Origin of the sequence: Hymenobacter antarcticus (assembly GCF_039539545.1) — a bacterium.
Taxonomy (GTDB): Bacteria; Bacteroidota; Bacteroidia; order Cytophagales; family Hymenobacteraceae; genus Hymenobacter; species Hymenobacter antarcticus.
Window position 1 is genome coordinate 298,759 of the sequence record NZ_BAABDI010000001.1, and the last position, 14,603, is coordinate 313,361.

General features: G+C 64.4%; 14 protein-coding genes. 5 read left to right on the forward strand and 9 right to left on the reverse strand.

The annotated features are described in order from the left end of the window. The first annotated feature begins 69 nt into the window (after positions 1–69). Positions 70–1,044, forward strand: coding sequence for a YpdA family putative bacillithiol disulfide reductase (locus tag ABD819_RS01170; protein ID WP_345120073.1), 975 nt, complete (start codon positions 70–72; stop codon positions 1,042–1,044). Positions 1,045–1,129: 85 nt separating this feature from the next. Here ABD819_RS01170 and ABD819_RS01175 read toward each other — a convergent pair whose 3' ends face one another. Both ABD819_RS01175 and ABD819_RS01180 read right to left on the reverse strand, forming a co-directional pair. Beyond that, entirely contained in the window at positions 1,130–2,584 is a 1,455-nt protein-coding gene (locus ABD819_RS01175; RefSeq protein WP_345120075.1) for an SGNH/GDSL hydrolase family protein, read from the reverse strand. Between the two features lie 37 nt (positions 2,585–2,621). After that, positions 2,622–3,995: an OmpP1/FadL family transporter gene (locus ABD819_RS01180; protein WP_345120078.1), complete on the reverse strand. Its 1,374-nt coding sequence runs from the start codon at positions 3,993–3,995 to the stop codon at positions 2,622–2,624. Positions 3,996–4,147: 152 nt separating this feature from the next. On the opposite strand from ABD819_RS01180, the gene lptB reads away from it, so the two are divergent. From lptB to ABD819_RS01195, 3 genes are all read left to right on the forward strand, one after another. After that, positions 4,148–4,879, forward strand: coding sequence for an LPS export ABC transporter ATP-binding protein (lptB, locus tag ABD819_RS01185; protein ID WP_345120080.1), 732 nt, complete (start codon positions 4,148–4,150; stop codon positions 4,877–4,879). Between the two features lie 149 nt (positions 4,880–5,028). Beyond that, positions 5,029–6,570, forward strand: a complete 1,542-nt coding sequence (locus ABD819_RS01190) for a GH3 auxin-responsive promoter family protein (protein WP_345120082.1) — start codon at positions 5,029–5,031, stop codon at positions 6,568–6,570. 133 nt (positions 6,571–6,703) lie between these two features. Next, a complete protein-coding gene (locus ABD819_RS01195; protein ID WP_345120084.1) occupies positions 6,704–6,946 on the forward strand; it encodes a hypothetical protein in 243 nt (80 codons plus the stop codon). 59 nt (positions 6,947–7,005) lie between these two features. Here the strand turns inward: ABD819_RS01195 and ABD819_RS01200 are convergent, their stop codons facing one another. Continuing rightward, positions 7,006–7,776, reverse strand: coding sequence for a TIGR00266 family protein (locus ABD819_RS01200; protein ID WP_345120086.1), 771 nt, complete (start codon positions 7,774–7,776; stop codon positions 7,006–7,008). Between the two features lie 150 nt (positions 7,777–7,926). On the opposite strand from ABD819_RS01200, the gene ABD819_RS01205 reads away from it, so the two are divergent. Beyond that, complete coding sequence (locus tag ABD819_RS01205; RefSeq protein ID WP_345120088.1) at positions 7,927–8,535, forward strand: toxin-antitoxin system YwqK family antitoxin; 609 nt, start codon at positions 7,927–7,929, stop codon at positions 8,533–8,535. A 9-nt stretch (positions 8,536–8,544) separates the two neighbouring features. On the opposite strand, the gene ABD819_RS01210 is transcribed toward ABD819_RS01205, so the two are convergent. The 6 genes from ABD819_RS01210 to ABD819_RS01235 form a co-directional block, all read right to left on the reverse strand. After that, complete coding sequence (locus ABD819_RS01210; RefSeq protein ID WP_345120090.1) at positions 8,545–8,940, reverse strand: hypothetical protein; 396 nt, start codon at positions 8,938–8,940, stop codon at positions 8,545–8,547. Between the two features lie 168 nt (positions 8,941–9,108). Further along, positions 9,109–9,729, reverse strand: coding sequence for a response regulator (locus ABD819_RS01215; RefSeq protein WP_345120092.1), 621 nt, complete (start codon positions 9,727–9,729; stop codon positions 9,109–9,111). 69 nt (positions 9,730–9,798) lie between these two features. Continuing rightward, a complete protein-coding gene (locus tag ABD819_RS01220; RefSeq protein ID WP_345120094.1) occupies positions 9,799–11,889 on the reverse strand; it encodes a tetratricopeptide repeat-containing sensor histidine kinase in 2,091 nt (696 codons plus the stop codon). A 341-nt stretch (positions 11,890–12,230) separates the two neighbouring features. Next, entirely contained in the window at positions 12,231–13,778 is a 1,548-nt protein-coding gene (gene gltX, locus ABD819_RS01225; protein ID WP_345120096.1) for a glutamate--tRNA ligase, read from the reverse strand. A gap of 150 nt (positions 13,779–13,928) precedes the next feature. Continuing rightward, positions 13,929–14,120 carry a hypothetical protein gene (locus tag ABD819_RS01230; RefSeq protein ID WP_345120098.1) on the reverse strand — a complete coding sequence of 64 codons (192 nt, stop codon included), beginning with the start codon at positions 14,118–14,120 and terminating at the stop codon, positions 13,929–13,931. Between the two features lie 59 nt (positions 14,121–14,179). Further along, on the reverse strand, positions 14,180–14,566 hold the full coding sequence (locus ABD819_RS01235; RefSeq protein ID WP_345120100.1) for a RidA family protein: 387 nt from the start codon (positions 14,564–14,566) through the stop codon (positions 14,180–14,182). Between the last annotated feature and the right edge of the window lie 37 nt (positions 14,567–14,603).

Consider the following 14,603-nt stretch of genomic DNA (forward strand, 5'->3'; position numbering starts at 1 on the left):
GTTTTTAGCCACGGCTGTTCAATGACGGAACGCCCCGTGGCGCGTTCCTACAGTCAATCAATTACTCTTATGCTCGACGTTCTTATTATCGGAGCCGGCCCCGTGGGCCTGGCCTGCGCCCTCGAAGCCCAGCGCCGGGGCCTCAAAGTAACCATCATCGAAAAGGGCGCGCTGGTCAATTCCCTGGTCGGCTACCCCACCAACATGGAGTTTTTCTCCACGCCCGAGCTGCTCGAAATCGGCGGCTACCCCTTTCCCACCAGCCACTACAAGCCCCTGCGCGAAGATGCCCTGGACTACTACCAGCGCGTGGCCACCTCCGAAAAGCTGGCTATTCGGCTGCACGAGAAAGTGCTGAGCCTGACCGGCGAGCAGGGTGATTTCACCGCCACCACCGACAAAGGCGAAATTCTGACCCGCAACGTCGTCGTGGCCACTGGCTTCTACGACGTGCCCAACCCGCTCAACGTGCCCGGCGAGGATTTGCCCAGTGTCAGCCACTATTACAAGGAGCCTTACCAGCACGCCACGCAAAATATTATCGTCGTGGGGGCCAAAAACTCCTCGGCCAAAGCCGCCCTGCAGCTCACCCGCGCCGGGGCCAAAGTCACGCTCTTGGTGCGCGGCCCCGCCATCAGCGACTCGGTGAAGTATTGGATTCGCCCCGACCTCGTCAACCGCATTGCCGAGGGCCGCATCACGGCGCACTTCAACACCACCATCTCCGCCATCCGGCCCGGCGCAGTCGACGTACTCACGCCCGATGGTCCGCTCACCATCCCCACCGATTTCGTGTACGCCCTCACCGGCTATCACCCCGACGAGGCCCTGCTCGGCCGCCTCGGCGTGGAGCCCGACCCGGCCGACGAAGCCCGCGCCCCGCTCTTCGACCCGGCCACCCACGAAACCACCCGCCCCGGCTTGTTCGTGGCCGGCACCGTGTGCGGCGGCCGCGCCACCAGCCGCTGGTTCATCGAAAACGGCCGGCACCACGCCCAGCTCATTGCCGCGCACATCGCCAGTCAGGTACCGCAGTCGGCCTAGGTGCAGGCTGAAAAAAAACGTACAAAAAATGCCTCTCCCAGTCGGGAGAGGCATTTTTTGTGAAACGACCAAGGCGTGGCGGTCTTTAGTTAGGGAATCGAACGCCGCGGTAAGTGGTGGGGTCTACACCAGGTACCGCCGAGCCGTACTTGGCGTTGATGGCCCGAATCATCTCGTTGGCGATTACGGCGTAGCCGCGCGGCGTAGGATGCACCCCATCGAGCGAGAACAGGTTGCCCGATATGAAAGAGGCCGTGTTGTTCACACCGTTCACCACGAGGCCGTTGCGAGCCACGCCGTTGAAGAACGTGTTGGAGTCGAAAAGTGCCAGGCCTTTGCTGTTGGCCAAGTTGCTGATAATCGTGTTCAGGGCCGTGGTGCGGTTTTGCACCAGGGCCACTTCGGCCACGTCGAGCACCAGGGAGTTAGGCAAGGGGTTAGCCGGAGCAGCCCCGGCCAAGCCAGCAGCCTGGGCTGGTGACAGGCCCGTGATAACGAGGCCAAAGCCACGCGGGAACGGGTTAGCCGGGGTCGAAGGCGTGCCAATCACCGAACTGGCCGGGAGTAGCAGCAGGTCGGTGGCCGTGGCCTCACGCGTTACCACCGTGCCGGTGGCGCTGAGAGCTTGGATAAACAAGCCAAAGCGAATGCTGCTGGCTTGGGCCGGCGTCAGGCTCAAGGCAGCTGTCAGGGCGGCTACGGTGCTGGCCGGCACGGGCGCGGCCGATACCGAGGCAATGGTGCTGGCCGTGGGCACCGTCGTGAAGTACGGCACGTTCACCACGTTGGGAATGGTGGCCAGCAAACCCTTCGCCCCGCCGGCCGTCAGGGCATCGGTGATAGCCGTGTACTTGGTAGTAAATTCCGCATCGCCGGTGAGTGGCGCGGCGGTGCCGCCGGAGGTAGCGTAGCCCAGCACGTCGTTGTTGCCCAGCCAGTTGGTGAAGAACGTGGGCCTGATAGTTGCCACGCGCTCCTGCACGTACTGCTGGTACGTAGCCACCGGGTTGGTGGCACCCAGCAGGCGCTCAAAATACGGGTTGAACCCCAACGGGTTATTGAAGCCGTAGCCGGGGGTTTGCACATCGGCCACCCGGATGCCGGGGATGCCCAGGTTCTGGTTGTCGGTGGCGGTGTACTTCACCAGTAGGGGGGTGCGGCCATCGGCTCCCAGGCCCACCGCAGCGTTGGCGGCCACCGGCGTGAGCACGGGCGAGCCAGCGGCGGTGAAACCGGTGACGCTCAAATAGCCGGTGCCATTGGCGTTGGCTGCCGCAAATAGTGGCTGCACAAAGGCTCCGCCGCCCACTTGCGCGAACTGCTGCCCCATAATGGCCGGGTACGAGGTTTGCTGGCCTTCCAGGTACAGTCCGTTATCGCCAAAGCCGGCCGTGAGCGAGTTGCCCACGGCGATGAAGCGCGAAAAATCGGCTTGCCCGGCATTCGACTTGGGGCTGTCTTCCAGGTCGGGCTTGCAGCTACCCAGGCTCAGGCCCAGCAGGGCGAGGGCGGGCGCGGTGTACTTAAAAAATGGTTTCATGTCGGCGAGAAGCTAAAGTCAGGTGGGAATGAGGCGCTTAGAAGGTGTAGTGCACGCCCACGCCGGGCAGGTGAATGAAGGAGTTGTAGGTGCCGGCCACGCGGTCGGTGGTGCCGTTGTCGAGCAGGTCCTGCTGGGTCTGGGTGCGCTTCAGAATCTGAATGAACTGATACGAGGCGTCAATGCCGAACTTTCCTGTTACTTCGTAGCTCAGGCCGGTCGTGAGAATCACGCGGTCGTTGTCGGGCGTTTCGGGCGTCACGTAGCCGTCGCGCACGGGGCTTTGGTCATACACCGCGCCACCGCGCACGGTCAGCTTGTCGGTCAGCTTGTACTGCGCGCCGAGGCGGAAAGCCAGCACATCCTCGTAGCTGCGCTTCGAGATGGAGACATTATTGCCGCCCACCAGGCCGGGAGTGCCGGTGTTGGCGGGGAAGCTGCCGGGCTGGCCGGGGGTGCCCACGGCGGCGTAGTCGCCGTTGCCGTTGTTGCCGCTGAAGTCGAAGCGCAGCTCCCGGTAGGCGCTCCACTGCGTCCATATCACGTCGAGGCCGATGGTGAGCTTGTCGGTCGGCATGAGGCCGATGCCAATGGCCGCGTGGGCCGGAATGGGCAGCGTGGCCGCGAAGTTGGCGGCCGTGAAACCCGGATTGATGCGGCGCGAGGCCGAATAGCTGGCGCTGCCGGGCGCGGCGTTGGGCAGGCCCTTCACGGTCACGGTGCCTTCTTCCACGGTCGCGTTCACCTTCGAGCGGTAGCTGATGCCCACGCTCAGCTTGTCGCTGGGCTTGAACATGATGCCGGCGTTGATGCCGAACTGGGTCTTGGTTTTGCCGTCCAGCTCGATGGTGGCACCGGCGTAGGGCAGGGCCACGATGTCGCGCTGCAGGTTTACCGAGCCCAGGGCCAGGATGGTGAGGCCCGCGCCCACGCTCAGCTGCGGCGTGATGGCGTAGCTAACCGTAGGCTGGATGAATACTGACTTGAGGTCGATTTGGGTGAGGGCCGCGCGGCCTTCCCAGCCGTCGGCGTACACCAGCTTCGAGCCGGCGGGCGTGTACACGGCCAGGCCGGCCTTGAACTTGCCGTCTTTCGGCCCAAAGGAGGCGTAGAAGTTGAAAGGAGTGGTGACGGTGGACTGCAGGTCGCGCTGGGGCCCGCCGTTATCGGAGCGGAAAGCTACCCGCGCAAACGTGGCGTTGGCCCCGAGCACTACCCCATTGGCCCGCACCATGGCCAGGGCCCCGGGATTAAGGAACATGGCCGACTGGTCGAGCGACAAGCCCACGCCAACGCCGCCCATGCCGTTGCTTTTGTGGCCCGGCAAATACACCTGGAAGCCGCTGGCCGAAGCAGCCGACGCACTGGCAAGCAGCGCGCCCCCCGCAAGGAGTAGTCGTTTTACTGTCATAAAAAATAAGTTTTGGGGGTGGGTTGGATTGTGGAGGCTAAAAGTAGCGGAAAAAATTCAAGTGAATTGTTAGGCAAGCCGAATAATATCAGCAAACTAGTCGTTGATTTCCGCGCTCCGCTCCGTTGCCGTGCGCCCGTACCTTTGCCCGCATGATTCTTCGCGCCGACCACCTCATCAAAAAATACAAAGCCCGCACCGTCGTCAACGACATGAGCGTGACCGTGGAGCAGGGCGAAATCGTGGGCCTGCTCGGGCCCAACGGGGCCGGCAAAACCACCTGCTTCTACATGATGGTGGGCATGGTGAAGCCCAACTCGGGGCGCATCTTTCTCGATACCACCGAGATAACTACCATGCCCATCTACCAGCGGGCGCGGTTGGGCGTGGGCTACCTGGCCCAGGAAGCCAGCGTGTTCCGCGACCTGAGCGTGGAAGAAAACATCATGGCCGTGCTCGAAATGACGAGTATGAAAAAGCAGGCCCGCCACGATAAAGTGGAGGAAATGCTCGAAGAATTCAGCCTGACCCACGTGCGCAAGAACCTGGGCAAGGTGCTGAGCGGCGGCGAGCGCCGCCGCACCGAAATTGCCCGCGCCCTGGCTGTCGACCCCAAATTCGTGCTGCTTGATGAGCCTTTTGCCGGCGTCGACCCCATCGCCACCGAAGAAATTCAGGGCATCGTGTCCAAGCTCAAGCACCGCAACATCGGCGTGCTCATCACCGACCACGACGTGAACTCCACCCTCAGCATCGTCGACCGCGCCTACCTGCTCTTCGAGGGCAAGCTCCTCAAGGCCGGCACCGCCGAAGAGCTGGCCAGCGACGAAACCGTGCGCCGCGTGTACCTGGGCAAGAATTTCGAGCTGAAGCGGAATGTGTGAGGCAGCGAAAGGTAGTAGAACGTCATGCTGAGCGGAGCCGAAGCATCTCTACCGCACTACTAAAATTGATTAGTTGCGCGGTAGAGATGCTTCGGCAAGCTCAGCATGACGTTCTTTTGTTGTTCATTTTGCTCCGTCCAAATCAATAAGTGCTCGACCAGCTACTCGCCCGCGCCGTCCAACTCGGCAGCCTGTCCCGGCTGGCGCGCCTCCGGCAGCAGCCGCACGAAGTGCAGGCCCGGCTGCTGCGCGAGCTGCTGAGCCGGGCCCGGGCCACGGAGTGGGGCCGGCGCTACGGGTTCGGCGAGCGGCCCCCGGCGGCCGACTTCGCCCGACGCGTGCCCGTGAGCACCTACGAGCAGCTGTATCCGGCGCTGGAAAAGGTGCTGCGCGGCCAGCCCGACGTGCTGTGGCCCGGCCGCCCGCGGTGGTTCGCCAAAAGCAGCGGCACCACCAACGCCCGCAGCAAGTTCATTCCCATCACGACTGAGGCGCTGCACGATTGCCACTACCGCGCCGGGCGCGACATGCTGGCCCTGGCTACCCATTTCTATCCGCGGGAGCGGCTGCTGGCCGGCAAAACCCTGTCGCTGGGCGGGGCCCACACCGCCAACCCGTTTCGGCCGCAGGAACCCGCCTCGCGGGTGGGGGATGTGTCGGCCGTTATCATGGCGCAGCTGCCGGGCTGGGCCGAGCAGCTGCGCACCCCGCCGCTCAAGCTAGCCTTGCTGGAGGAGTGGGAGGAAAAAATTGAGCGCATCGCGGCGCATGTGCTGCGGCAGGATGTGCGCACCCTGGCCGGCGTGCCCACCTGGATGGTGGTGCTGCTGCGCCGCGTGGTGGCCCTGGCCGGGGCCGACGATATTACCCAGGTGTGGCCTCATTTGCGGCTGTTTCTGCACGGCGCGGTGGCGTTTGGGCCCTACCGCGAGCTTTTTCGCCAGCTGATTCCTGATGCGCGCATGCGCTACCTCGAAATCTACAACGCCTCGGAAGGCTACTTCGCGCTACAGGACCAGCCCGACAGCAAAGACCTGCTGCTGCTGCTCGACCACGGCATTTACTACGAATTCCTGCCCGCCGACCAGTGGGCCGCCCCCGACCCGCGCCCCGTGCCCCTGGCCGAAGTAGAGCTGCACCGGCCCTATGCGCTGGTTATCAGCACCAATGCCGGGCTGTGGCGCTACCTCGTGGGCGACACCGTGCGCTTTACCTCGCTGCTGCCGTACCGCGTGCGCATCACGGGCCGCACCAAGCATTTTCTCAACGCCTTCGGCGAAGAAGTGGTGATTGAGAACGCCGAGGCTGCCGTGGCCGCCGCCAGCCGGGCCACCGGCGCGGCCGTGCGCGACTTCACGGCCGCGCCCGTCTGGTTTGCCGTGGATAGTGCGGCCTCGCGCGGGGGGCACGAGTGGGCGGTGGAATTTGCCCCCACCGCCGCGCCGCCCGATTTGGCCCGCTTCGGGGCCGTACTCGATGCCACGCTGTGCGAGCTGAATTCCGACTATGCGGCCAAGCGCCACCGGAGCCTGGCCCTGGCTCCGCCCCGCCTGCGGGCCGTGCCGGTGGGTACGTTCGACGCCTGGCTGGCCAGCCAGGGCAAGCTGGGCGGCCAGCACAAAGTGCCGCGCCTGCTCAACTCCCGGGAGGTGCTGGAGGCCGTGCTGGCAACCGCCGCCGTACGCGGCTAACCGCTTTTAGCTGAGGCTTTCACGCGTGGTTAGCCGGTTCAGGAAAGTAATCCGTCGATTATATGCCGCTCTAGGCTAATAGTAGCTGCGCTATTGGTGAATATTGCGTAATATTACCGTAATATTCATCCTTATGTCCAAAACAGCTACTTCTCCCGTGACCCACCGAGCGGCTTATCAACGTCCGTATAAATCGCGCCAGCAACGCCGCGAATCGGACCGCCGGAAAACCGACGAATCCAGCGACTACAAGTTTCTGCTGCGCGTAGGCGCCGGCATTGCTATCGTGCTGGCCATGGTGCTGGGCTTCGTGCTGAAGGGCATGATGGACCGCAACGCTGACCCGGCCGCGTCAGCTACCGAAGCGCTACAGTAGTTAAGCGTTGAGGGTTAATGCTTAAAGGGGCCGTCGAACCCTCAACCCTCAACTATTAACTACTCGCCCAGGATGCCCGCGAGCATGCCGCCGCTTTCCTTTTGCGCGTTGCCGCCGCCCGAGGCCAGGGCCCGGATGAGCTTTTTGACGGGCATCGATTGCAGCCACACGCGGCCGGTGCCGCGCAGGGTGGCCAGCAGCAGCCCTTCGCCCCCGAATATCATCGACTTGAGCCCCCCGGCGCGGGCCACGCTGAAGTCGATGCCGGGCTCGAACGCCACCACGCAGCCGGTGTCAACGCGCAGCAGCTCGTTGTTCAGGCGCTTCTCGATGATGGTGCCGCCGGCGTGCACGAAGGCCTTGCCGTCGCCGGTCAGCTTTTGCAGGATGAAGCCCTCGCCGCCAAACAGGCCGGCCCCGAATTTCTGGTTGAAGTGCAGGCTGATTTTGGTGCCCCGCGCGGCGGCCAGGAAGCCGTCTTTCTGCACGATGAGGCCGGCGGGCATCTCGCCTAGATTGACCGGAATAATGGTACCGGGATAAGGAGCCGAAAAGGCCACTTTGCTTTTGCCGTAGCTGCCCCGGTGCGTGAAGTGCGTGAGAAACAGCGACTCGCCGGTGATGAGCCGGGTGCCGGCCGAGAACAGCTTGCCCATCAGGCCCTGGTCGGGCTCGGAGCCGTCGCCCATCTTGGTTTCGAAGGCAATGGCCTCTTCCATGTACACCATGGCGCCGGCTTCGGCAATCACGGTTTCGTTGGGGTCGAGCTCTACTTCCAGAACCTGGATATCGGAGCCAAGAATGCGGTAATCAACATCGTGCGAGTTCATAGGGCGGGGCGGGGCGTGGTTGGTGCGCCCAAAGATAGCGGCCGCAGGATATGCGCCACCACCCTGCTCATGGCCCGCAATATTTTGGCACCCCGGCGTTCGTTAATCAGTTTGCTCTTAACTTCATAGGCAGACCTAACCGACTCGCGTATGCGCCTTTTTCACCTGCTTCTGATTGCGGGCAGCACGCTGCTGCTTGGTGCCTGCGCCGGCTCGCGGGCTACTACCCGGCGCCAGCCGCGCGGCTTCCGGCCCCCCAACCGCTCCGACCGCCAGGGCCGGGAGCAGGGCCGCTGGCGCACCTACTACGACTCGGCCGATACTGAGCCGTTCACGGCGGGGCGCTACCGGCACGGGCGGCCGGTGCGCACCTTCCGCTACTACGCGCCCACGGGCCAGCTCGACCACTCGGAGCGCTACCGCCGCGAGGGCTTTTGCGAAGTCACGTACTGGCACCCCGGCGGGAAGGTGGCGCGGCGCGGCCCGGCCCAGTGGGTGACCAGCGGCGACAAGCCGGCCCGTTTCTTCTGGTACGGTGAGTGGAAAACCTACGACCCCGACGGCCAGACCACCGGCATCCACACCTACACCGACGGCACCCTGACCCGCACCGCAACCTACGAGCAGAGCCAGCTGACGCAGATAGAAACCTACCAGGGCAACAGCGTTATCCGCACCGAAACCTATTCGGCGGGCCAGCTCATCAGGGTCGAAACCTTCGAGAAAGGCCTGCGCACCAGCACCACTAAATCGTTGTGAAGCAGTCGGCTACTCGTCCAGCGGTAGTTCGCCGCGGGTTTCGGCCGCTTCTTTATCGGGGTCGCCCACGGTTTTTTTGCGCTTGGCCTCGCGGCTGCTGCGCTTGATAAAGTCTTCTTCCGACTCTTCGGGCTCAGCTTCGTGGTGGCCGTCCTCAATGGGGAAAGCCTCTTCCTCGCGCTCGTCGGGCGCGGGCTTTTCGCCAAACTGCCCGGCGCGGTCCACCAGCTTTTTGTCGCGCACGTGGCGGCCCAGAAACTGGTTAATTTGCTCGATGGAGTAGTTGGAGGTGATTTCGCCCAGTGGGTTCACCCCAATCTCAAAGCCTTCCAGCTCCTTGTGGACGCGGGCTTTCTTATCGGGGTCGGAAGCGGTTTTCTTGGGTTTGACGGGTTTCTTGGCCATGATGCGAAAACAAAGGCGGACAGGGTGGAAACAAGCTATACGCAAATTTGCCGTCGGCGATGGCGCTACCCGTCGGCATCGGCCCACAAAAAAGAGGCTGAACTGCTGGCCCGTGACGCGGCTGACAGTTGTTGTTGTTGGTAGGCTCTGCCCCGCATCAGCATTGGCCTACGCGTGGCGGCCGCGGCCCAGCAGCTCGGCCTTGGAGTTGATTTGCAGCTTGTCGTACACCGTGCGGATGTAGGCCCGCACCGTGTTCAGGCTGATGCCCAGGCGGTCGGCCACCAGCTTGTAGCTCAGGCCCTGCTCCAGGGCTTCCACAATTTGCTGCTCGCGCGGGGTGAGGGCGGCCTGCGGGGCGGCGGGCCGGAAGTAGCGCATCACGTGCCGGGCAATGGCCGGCGACATGGGCGCGCCGCCGTCCAGCACATCCAGCAGGGCCTGCTTGATGGCGGGCAGCGGGGTGCTCTTCACCAAGTAGCCCACCGCCCCGGCGCACAGGGCCTTGAAGGTGCGCTCGGCATCCTGATACACGGTGATGAGCACGACTTCGGCCTGGGGGGCCAGCTCCCGAATCAGCCCGATGCCCTCGATGCCCGTGGCGCCGGGCAGGCCAATGTCGGAGAGGACCAGCCGCGGGGTGGGGGCTCCGGCGGCCAGCGCCTCCAGCAGCTCCTCCACGGACCCGGCCACCGCTACGCACTCGAATTCCGGCTGCGCGCACAGGTAGGTGTGCAGTGCCGCGCGAATAGCGGGCTGGTCTTCAACAATGGCCAGGCGGATTTTCATAAAGCAAAGGTCCGGGTTATTCACACGCCGCGGTATCGCATGTTGATGCGATGCCGCCAGCCAGCCGGCTCAAGCGGCCGGACTGCTATTACTGCTATGCCCAAAGGCTTTCCAGGTCGAAGGCAGGGGTACCACCACGCACACCCGGAACCCGGCGGTGCCGCCGCTGATAGCCGCCCCGCCCAGGGCCTGGGCGCGGGCCTGAATGTTGCGCAGGCCGTGGCCCGAGCGGCGCGTGTGGCCGTCGGGGCCACTGGTAGGCCCGGCTCCATCGTCCACAATCTCCAGCACCAGCTGGTCCGGGCTGCCCGTTTCCAGGCGCACGCGCACTGTTACGGTCGTCGCACCGCGGGCGTGCTTGATAATGTTATGCAGGCTTTCCTTGTAAATCAGGTAGAGGTTGCGGCGCAGCAGCACGGGCAGGCGCTGGGCGGGCAGCTCGGTCGGAAACACAAACTCCACGTCCAGGCCGGCGGTGCCCAGCACATCGTAGGCATAGTCGCGCATGCGGTCGAGCAGGTCGGGCAGGTGGTCGTTGTGGGCATCCAGGCTCCACACCACGTCGTTGAGCTGGCGCACGGCCGAGCGGCTGGCCTCCGAAATCTGCCCCAGCTGCTGGCGCTGCCCCGCGCTGTCGGCCAGGCCTTCCTGAAGCAGGCTGCTTTGCAGCGAAATCTGGCTCAGCAGCGTGCCCACATCGTCGTGCAGGTCGGCGGCCAGGCGGTTGCGCAGTGCGGTTTCCTGGCGGCGCTGCCGCTGGCGATAGCGCCACAGCAAGGCCGCCCCGCCCAGCCCGGCCAGCAAGGCCAGCACCAGCAGGCCGGCCGCCAGCCGCTGCCGTCGCAGGCGGTCCAGCTCCAGCCGCTGGGCCAGCAGCTGCAGCTGGGCGCGGTGCTGGTTTACTTCATGGTTGAAGCGCAGGGCGGCGGTGCGGCGGCTCACGTCGGTGCCGGTCAGGCTGTCGTCGTAGGTAGTGAAGCGCAGCTGGGCCTGGTAGGCCGCGGGCCAGTCGCGGCGCTGGGCGTGGGCGCGGGCCAGCACGTCGTAGGCCGCCCGCAGCCCCTCCACCGAATGGGCCTGCTCGCTGGCCTGGAGGGCGCGGGTGGCGTAGCGCAGGGCGCTATCGGGGCGGCCCAGGTGCAGCCAGGTGCGGCCCAGCAGGGCTTCGAGCTGAGGCAGCAGCAGCACGTCGTGGGCCGCGGCGGCATCGCGCAGGGCGGCAGTGGCCTGGGCCAGCGCCTCGGGGCCCTGGCCCAGGCGTTCGGTCACGTCGGCCAGGTGGAAGCGCACGGCGCGCACGGTCGCCTGGTCGGTCACCACAATCTGGTGGCTCACGGCAATGCTCAGGCGGTAGTAGCGGCGCGCCTCGGCCCACTGGCCCTGGCGGCGGGCCAGCTCGCCCAGCTCGCCCATTATCAGATTGATGCGGTCGGGGTACTCGTAGCGGCGGGCCACGGCCAGGGCCTCGCGCAGGTAAGTGCGGGCGGTGGCGTACTCCCCCAGGCGGGTGTAGAGGCCGGCCGCGTGAATCTTGAGGCTGGTATGAAAGCGGCGCTGGTCGCCGGTCGAGCTCATGGCCATGGCCCGCAGGCAGTAGTCGAGGGCCTGGGCCAGATGGCCCTGCTGGTCGGCAATACGGGCGCGGCGGCCCAGGCAGCGCATCTGCCCCCCCAGGTCGTACTGGCTGGTGAAGATGCGCTGGGCATCGCGCAGCAAGAGGCGGGCCGAGTCGTATTGTGCCAGGGCAATGTGGTAGTCGGCCAGGTCCAGCAGGGTTTCGTCCACGAAGTTGGGGTAGCCCACCTGGCGCGCCAGGCCGCAGGCCGCGCGGCGGGCAGGGCCGGCGGCCCGCACGTCGACCACCATGATTTCATTGGCCAGGTCGGTGAGCAGCATCACCCGCAGGGTATCGGGGCGGGGGTGGGCGGCCAGCAGGCCCCGCACGCTGTCGATGCGCTGCGCCTGACTGAGCCGGGATGTACGCACCAGCGGCGAGGCACCCCGGTGCCAGGGCCGGTCACGCTTCACAAGGGAGTCTTCGACCAGCTCCGGCAGTGCCTGGCCCGCTGCCGGGCGGCTCAGCAGCAGCACCGCCGCCAGCGCTGCCCCGGCCACGAGCCAGCCGCGAAATACGTCGAGGGAAAAAAAGTGCCGCGCCAATGCCGTTAACTGAATACAAACCCAGGCAATAAGCCGGGCATTAGCAATAGATAGGAGTAATGAGACTCAGGGGCTCAGTCATCCAGGCCGGTCCAAATGTACAGCCAAACCCGCCATCCGGCGAAGCCGAAGTAAGGCGGCCGGGCTATATAGCTGCTGGCCGTCGCTCGCCCCAATGAGTATGTGCCACGTCGCCTATTTTTCGCGGCATAATGAGCCGGCGCAAAGCGAGCGGGCGCAGCATAACCCGACAACGACCGGGCCCGGACTTCCATCGATTCAATCGGCAGAAATCCGGGCCCGGCTTGGTAAGGTGCTGGTGCCAGCGCTGTGGCCATGCCTTAGGCTGCCGGCAGGGCCGCCACGGCCGCCCGCAGGCGCTGGGCCACTTCGGGCACGCCCAGAATTACGAGGGTCTCGAACAAATCCGGGCCGGCGGCGGCACCGGTTACGGCCACGCGCAGGGCCTGCAGCACCTGGCCGGGCTTGAGGCCCTGGGCCGCCATGGTGTCATTAAATAAGGTCTTCAGCTCTTCGGCTGAGGCCTGGGCGGCACCGGGCAGCGCCTCGGCGTAGGCGGTGAGGGCACCGGCCACGGGCATGTTCCACTTCTTGCTCACCACGGCTTCATCGTACTCCGTCGGGGCCTGGAAGAAGTATTTGGCCTCCTGCCAGAAGTCGTTGGGGAAGCTCACCCGCTCCTTCATCACGCCCACAATCTGCTCGGCTTTCTCCTGGCTGCACACAATACCATGCTCGTGCAGGGCCGTGAGCAGGTAGGGCGCCAGCTCGGCATCGGTTTTGGCGCGCAGGTAGTGCTCGTTGAACCACTTCACCTTGTTCTGGTCGAACTTGGCCGGCGACTTGCTCACGCGCTCAATCGAGAAGGCCTCAACCAACTCTTCCATCGAGAAAATCTCCTGCTGGGTGCCGGGGTTCCAGCCCAGAAAAGCCAGGAAGTTCACCAGCGCCTCTGGCAGGTAGCCCTCTTCGCGGTAGCCCTTGCTGATGGTGGGCTCGCCGGTTTCGGCGTCGGTGCCGTGCCATTCCAGCGGGAAAACGGGGAAGCCGAGGCGGTCGCCGTCGCGCTTGCTCAGCTTGCCGGTGCCGTCGGGTTTCAGCAGCAGCGGCAGGTGGGCAAACTGCGGCATGGTGCTTTCCCAGCCCAGGTAGCGGTACAGCAGTACGTGCAGCGGGGCCGATGGCAGCCACTCCTCACCCCGAATCACGTGCGAGATTTCCATCAGGTGGTCGTCCACGATGTTGGCCAAATGGTAGGTCGGCATGCCGTCCGACTTCATCAGCACCTTGTCGTCCACGGCCGAGGAATGCACCACCACCCAGCCGCGAATCATGTCCTGGAAGCGAATTTCCTCCTTGCGGGGCACTTTCAGGCGAATTACGTACTGCGCGCCGCCGTCGAGCAGGGCCTTCACCTCGTCCTCGGGCAGGGTCAGCGAGTTGCGCATCTGGGCGCGGGTAATGGAGTTGTACTGCGGGTTGGGCACCTTGGCGGCCTGCAGGCGGGCGCGCATGGTATCCAGCTCCTCAAGCGTATCGAAGGCGTAGTAGGCGTGGCCGGCGGCGATGAGCTGGTCGGCGTACTGCTTGTACATGGGCTTGCGCTCGCTCTGCTTGTAGGGGCCGTGGGGGCCACCCACGCCCTGGCCTTCGTCAATCACGATGCCGCACCAGGCCAGCGCCTCCAGAATGTACTGCTCGGCACCCGGCACGAAGCGGTTCTGGTCGGTGTCCTCAATGCGCAGCAGCATCTTGCCGCCCAGCTTGCGGGCCAATAAATAGTTATACAGCGCGGTGCGCACGCCACCAATGTGCAGCGGGCCGGTAGGCGAGGGGGCGAAACGCACCCGAACTTCTCTCTCAGTCATAAGGCAAAAAAGCGCGCCCCGGAGTTCGGAACGCGCCGCAAAGGTCGGGGTCATTTAACAATTATCAATTAACATTTAACAGTCGTTCCACTGCCGCTGTTGGCCGCCAAAACGGCTGTTAAATGTTAATTGATAATTGTTAAATGAAAATCAGTCCCGGTTCTTAAACCCCAGCCAGAGCGCCAACCCCAGCAGCGTGATGCCGCCGCGAATGCCCCAGGCCACGGCCGGCCCCCACTGGTCAATCCAGGTCAGGAAGACGTAGTGGAGGTTGGGATTGATGAGCGGCAGCGCCAGCGAGATGAGCCCAATAATGAGCAGGCCGAGTCCAAGTTCTTTCATGCGAGGGAGTTGCTGAGGGTGGAAATGAGTTTCCGGGCAACGTCCCCACTATCGGAATATTATGCGCCTACGGCGATGCAGGAAATCTCCACTTCCACGTCGCGCGGCAGGCGGCTTACTTCCACCGTTTCGCGGGCCGGGGCCGTGGCATTATCGAAATAGGAACCGTACACTTCGTTGATAACCGAGAAATTGCCGAGGTCTTTCACGAAGATGCTGCACTTCACCACATCGGACATTTTGAAGCCGGCGGCCGCCAGCACGGCCTGCATGTTGCGAAGCACCTGGTGCGTCTGCACAGCCACGCTGCCATTGCCAACGAGCTGACCGGCGGCATCCAGCGGTATCTGGCCCGAAACGTACACGGTGTTGCCGGCCTTCACGGCTTGCGAGTAGGGGCCGATGGGGGCCGGAGCCTGGTCGGTAAGGATAATCTGGTGGGCCATCTGAACGGAAACAGTTAAGGTATCTTTGGCCCCAAAG

Bases quoted from the DNA above. Each gene is read 5' to 3' on its own strand.
- ABD819_RS01205 (WP_345120088.1), top strand. From the start codon at position 7,927: ATGCGCCTTTTTCACCTGCTTCTGATTGCGGGCAGCACGCTGCTGCTT.
- ABD819_RS01175 (WP_345120075.1), bottom strand. From the start codon at position 2,584: ATGAAACCATTTTTTAAGTACACCGCGCCCGCCCTCGCCCTGCTGGGC.
- ABD819_RS01230 (WP_345120098.1), bottom strand. From the start codon at position 14,120: ATGAAAGAACTTGGACTCGGCCTGCTCATTATTGGGCTCATCTCGCTG.
- ABD819_RS01210 (WP_345120090.1), bottom strand. From the start codon at position 8,940: ATGGCCAAGAAACCCGTCAAACCCAAGAAAACCGCTTCCGACCCCGAT.
- ABD819_RS01215 (WP_345120092.1), bottom strand. From the start codon at position 9,729: ATGAAAATCCGCCTGGCCATTGTTGAAGACCAGCCCGCTATTCGCGCG.
- ABD819_RS01235 (WP_345120100.1), bottom strand. From the start codon at position 14,566: ATGGCCCACCAGATTATCCTTACCGACCAGGCTCCGGCCCCCATCGGC.
- ABD819_RS01180 (WP_345120078.1), bottom strand. From the start codon at position 3,995: ATGACAGTAAAACGACTACTCCTTGCGGGGGGCGCGCTGCTTGCCAGT.
- ABD819_RS01170 (WP_345120073.1), top strand. From the start codon at position 70: ATGCTCGACGTTCTTATTATCGGAGCCGGCCCCGTGGGCCTGGCCTGC.
- ABD819_RS01195 (WP_345120084.1), top strand. From the start codon at position 6,704: ATGTCCAAAACAGCTACTTCTCCCGTGACCCACCGAGCGGCTTATCAA.
- lptB (WP_345120080.1), top strand. From the start codon at position 4,148: ATGATTCTTCGCGCCGACCACCTCATCAAAAAATACAAAGCCCGCACC.
- gltX (WP_345120096.1), bottom strand. From the start codon at position 13,778: ATGACTGAGAGAGAAGTTCGGGTGCGTTTCGCCCCCTCGCCTACCGGC.
- ABD819_RS01200 (WP_345120086.1), bottom strand. From the start codon at position 7,776: ATGAACTCGCACGATGTTGATTACCGCATTCTTGGCTCCGATATCCAG.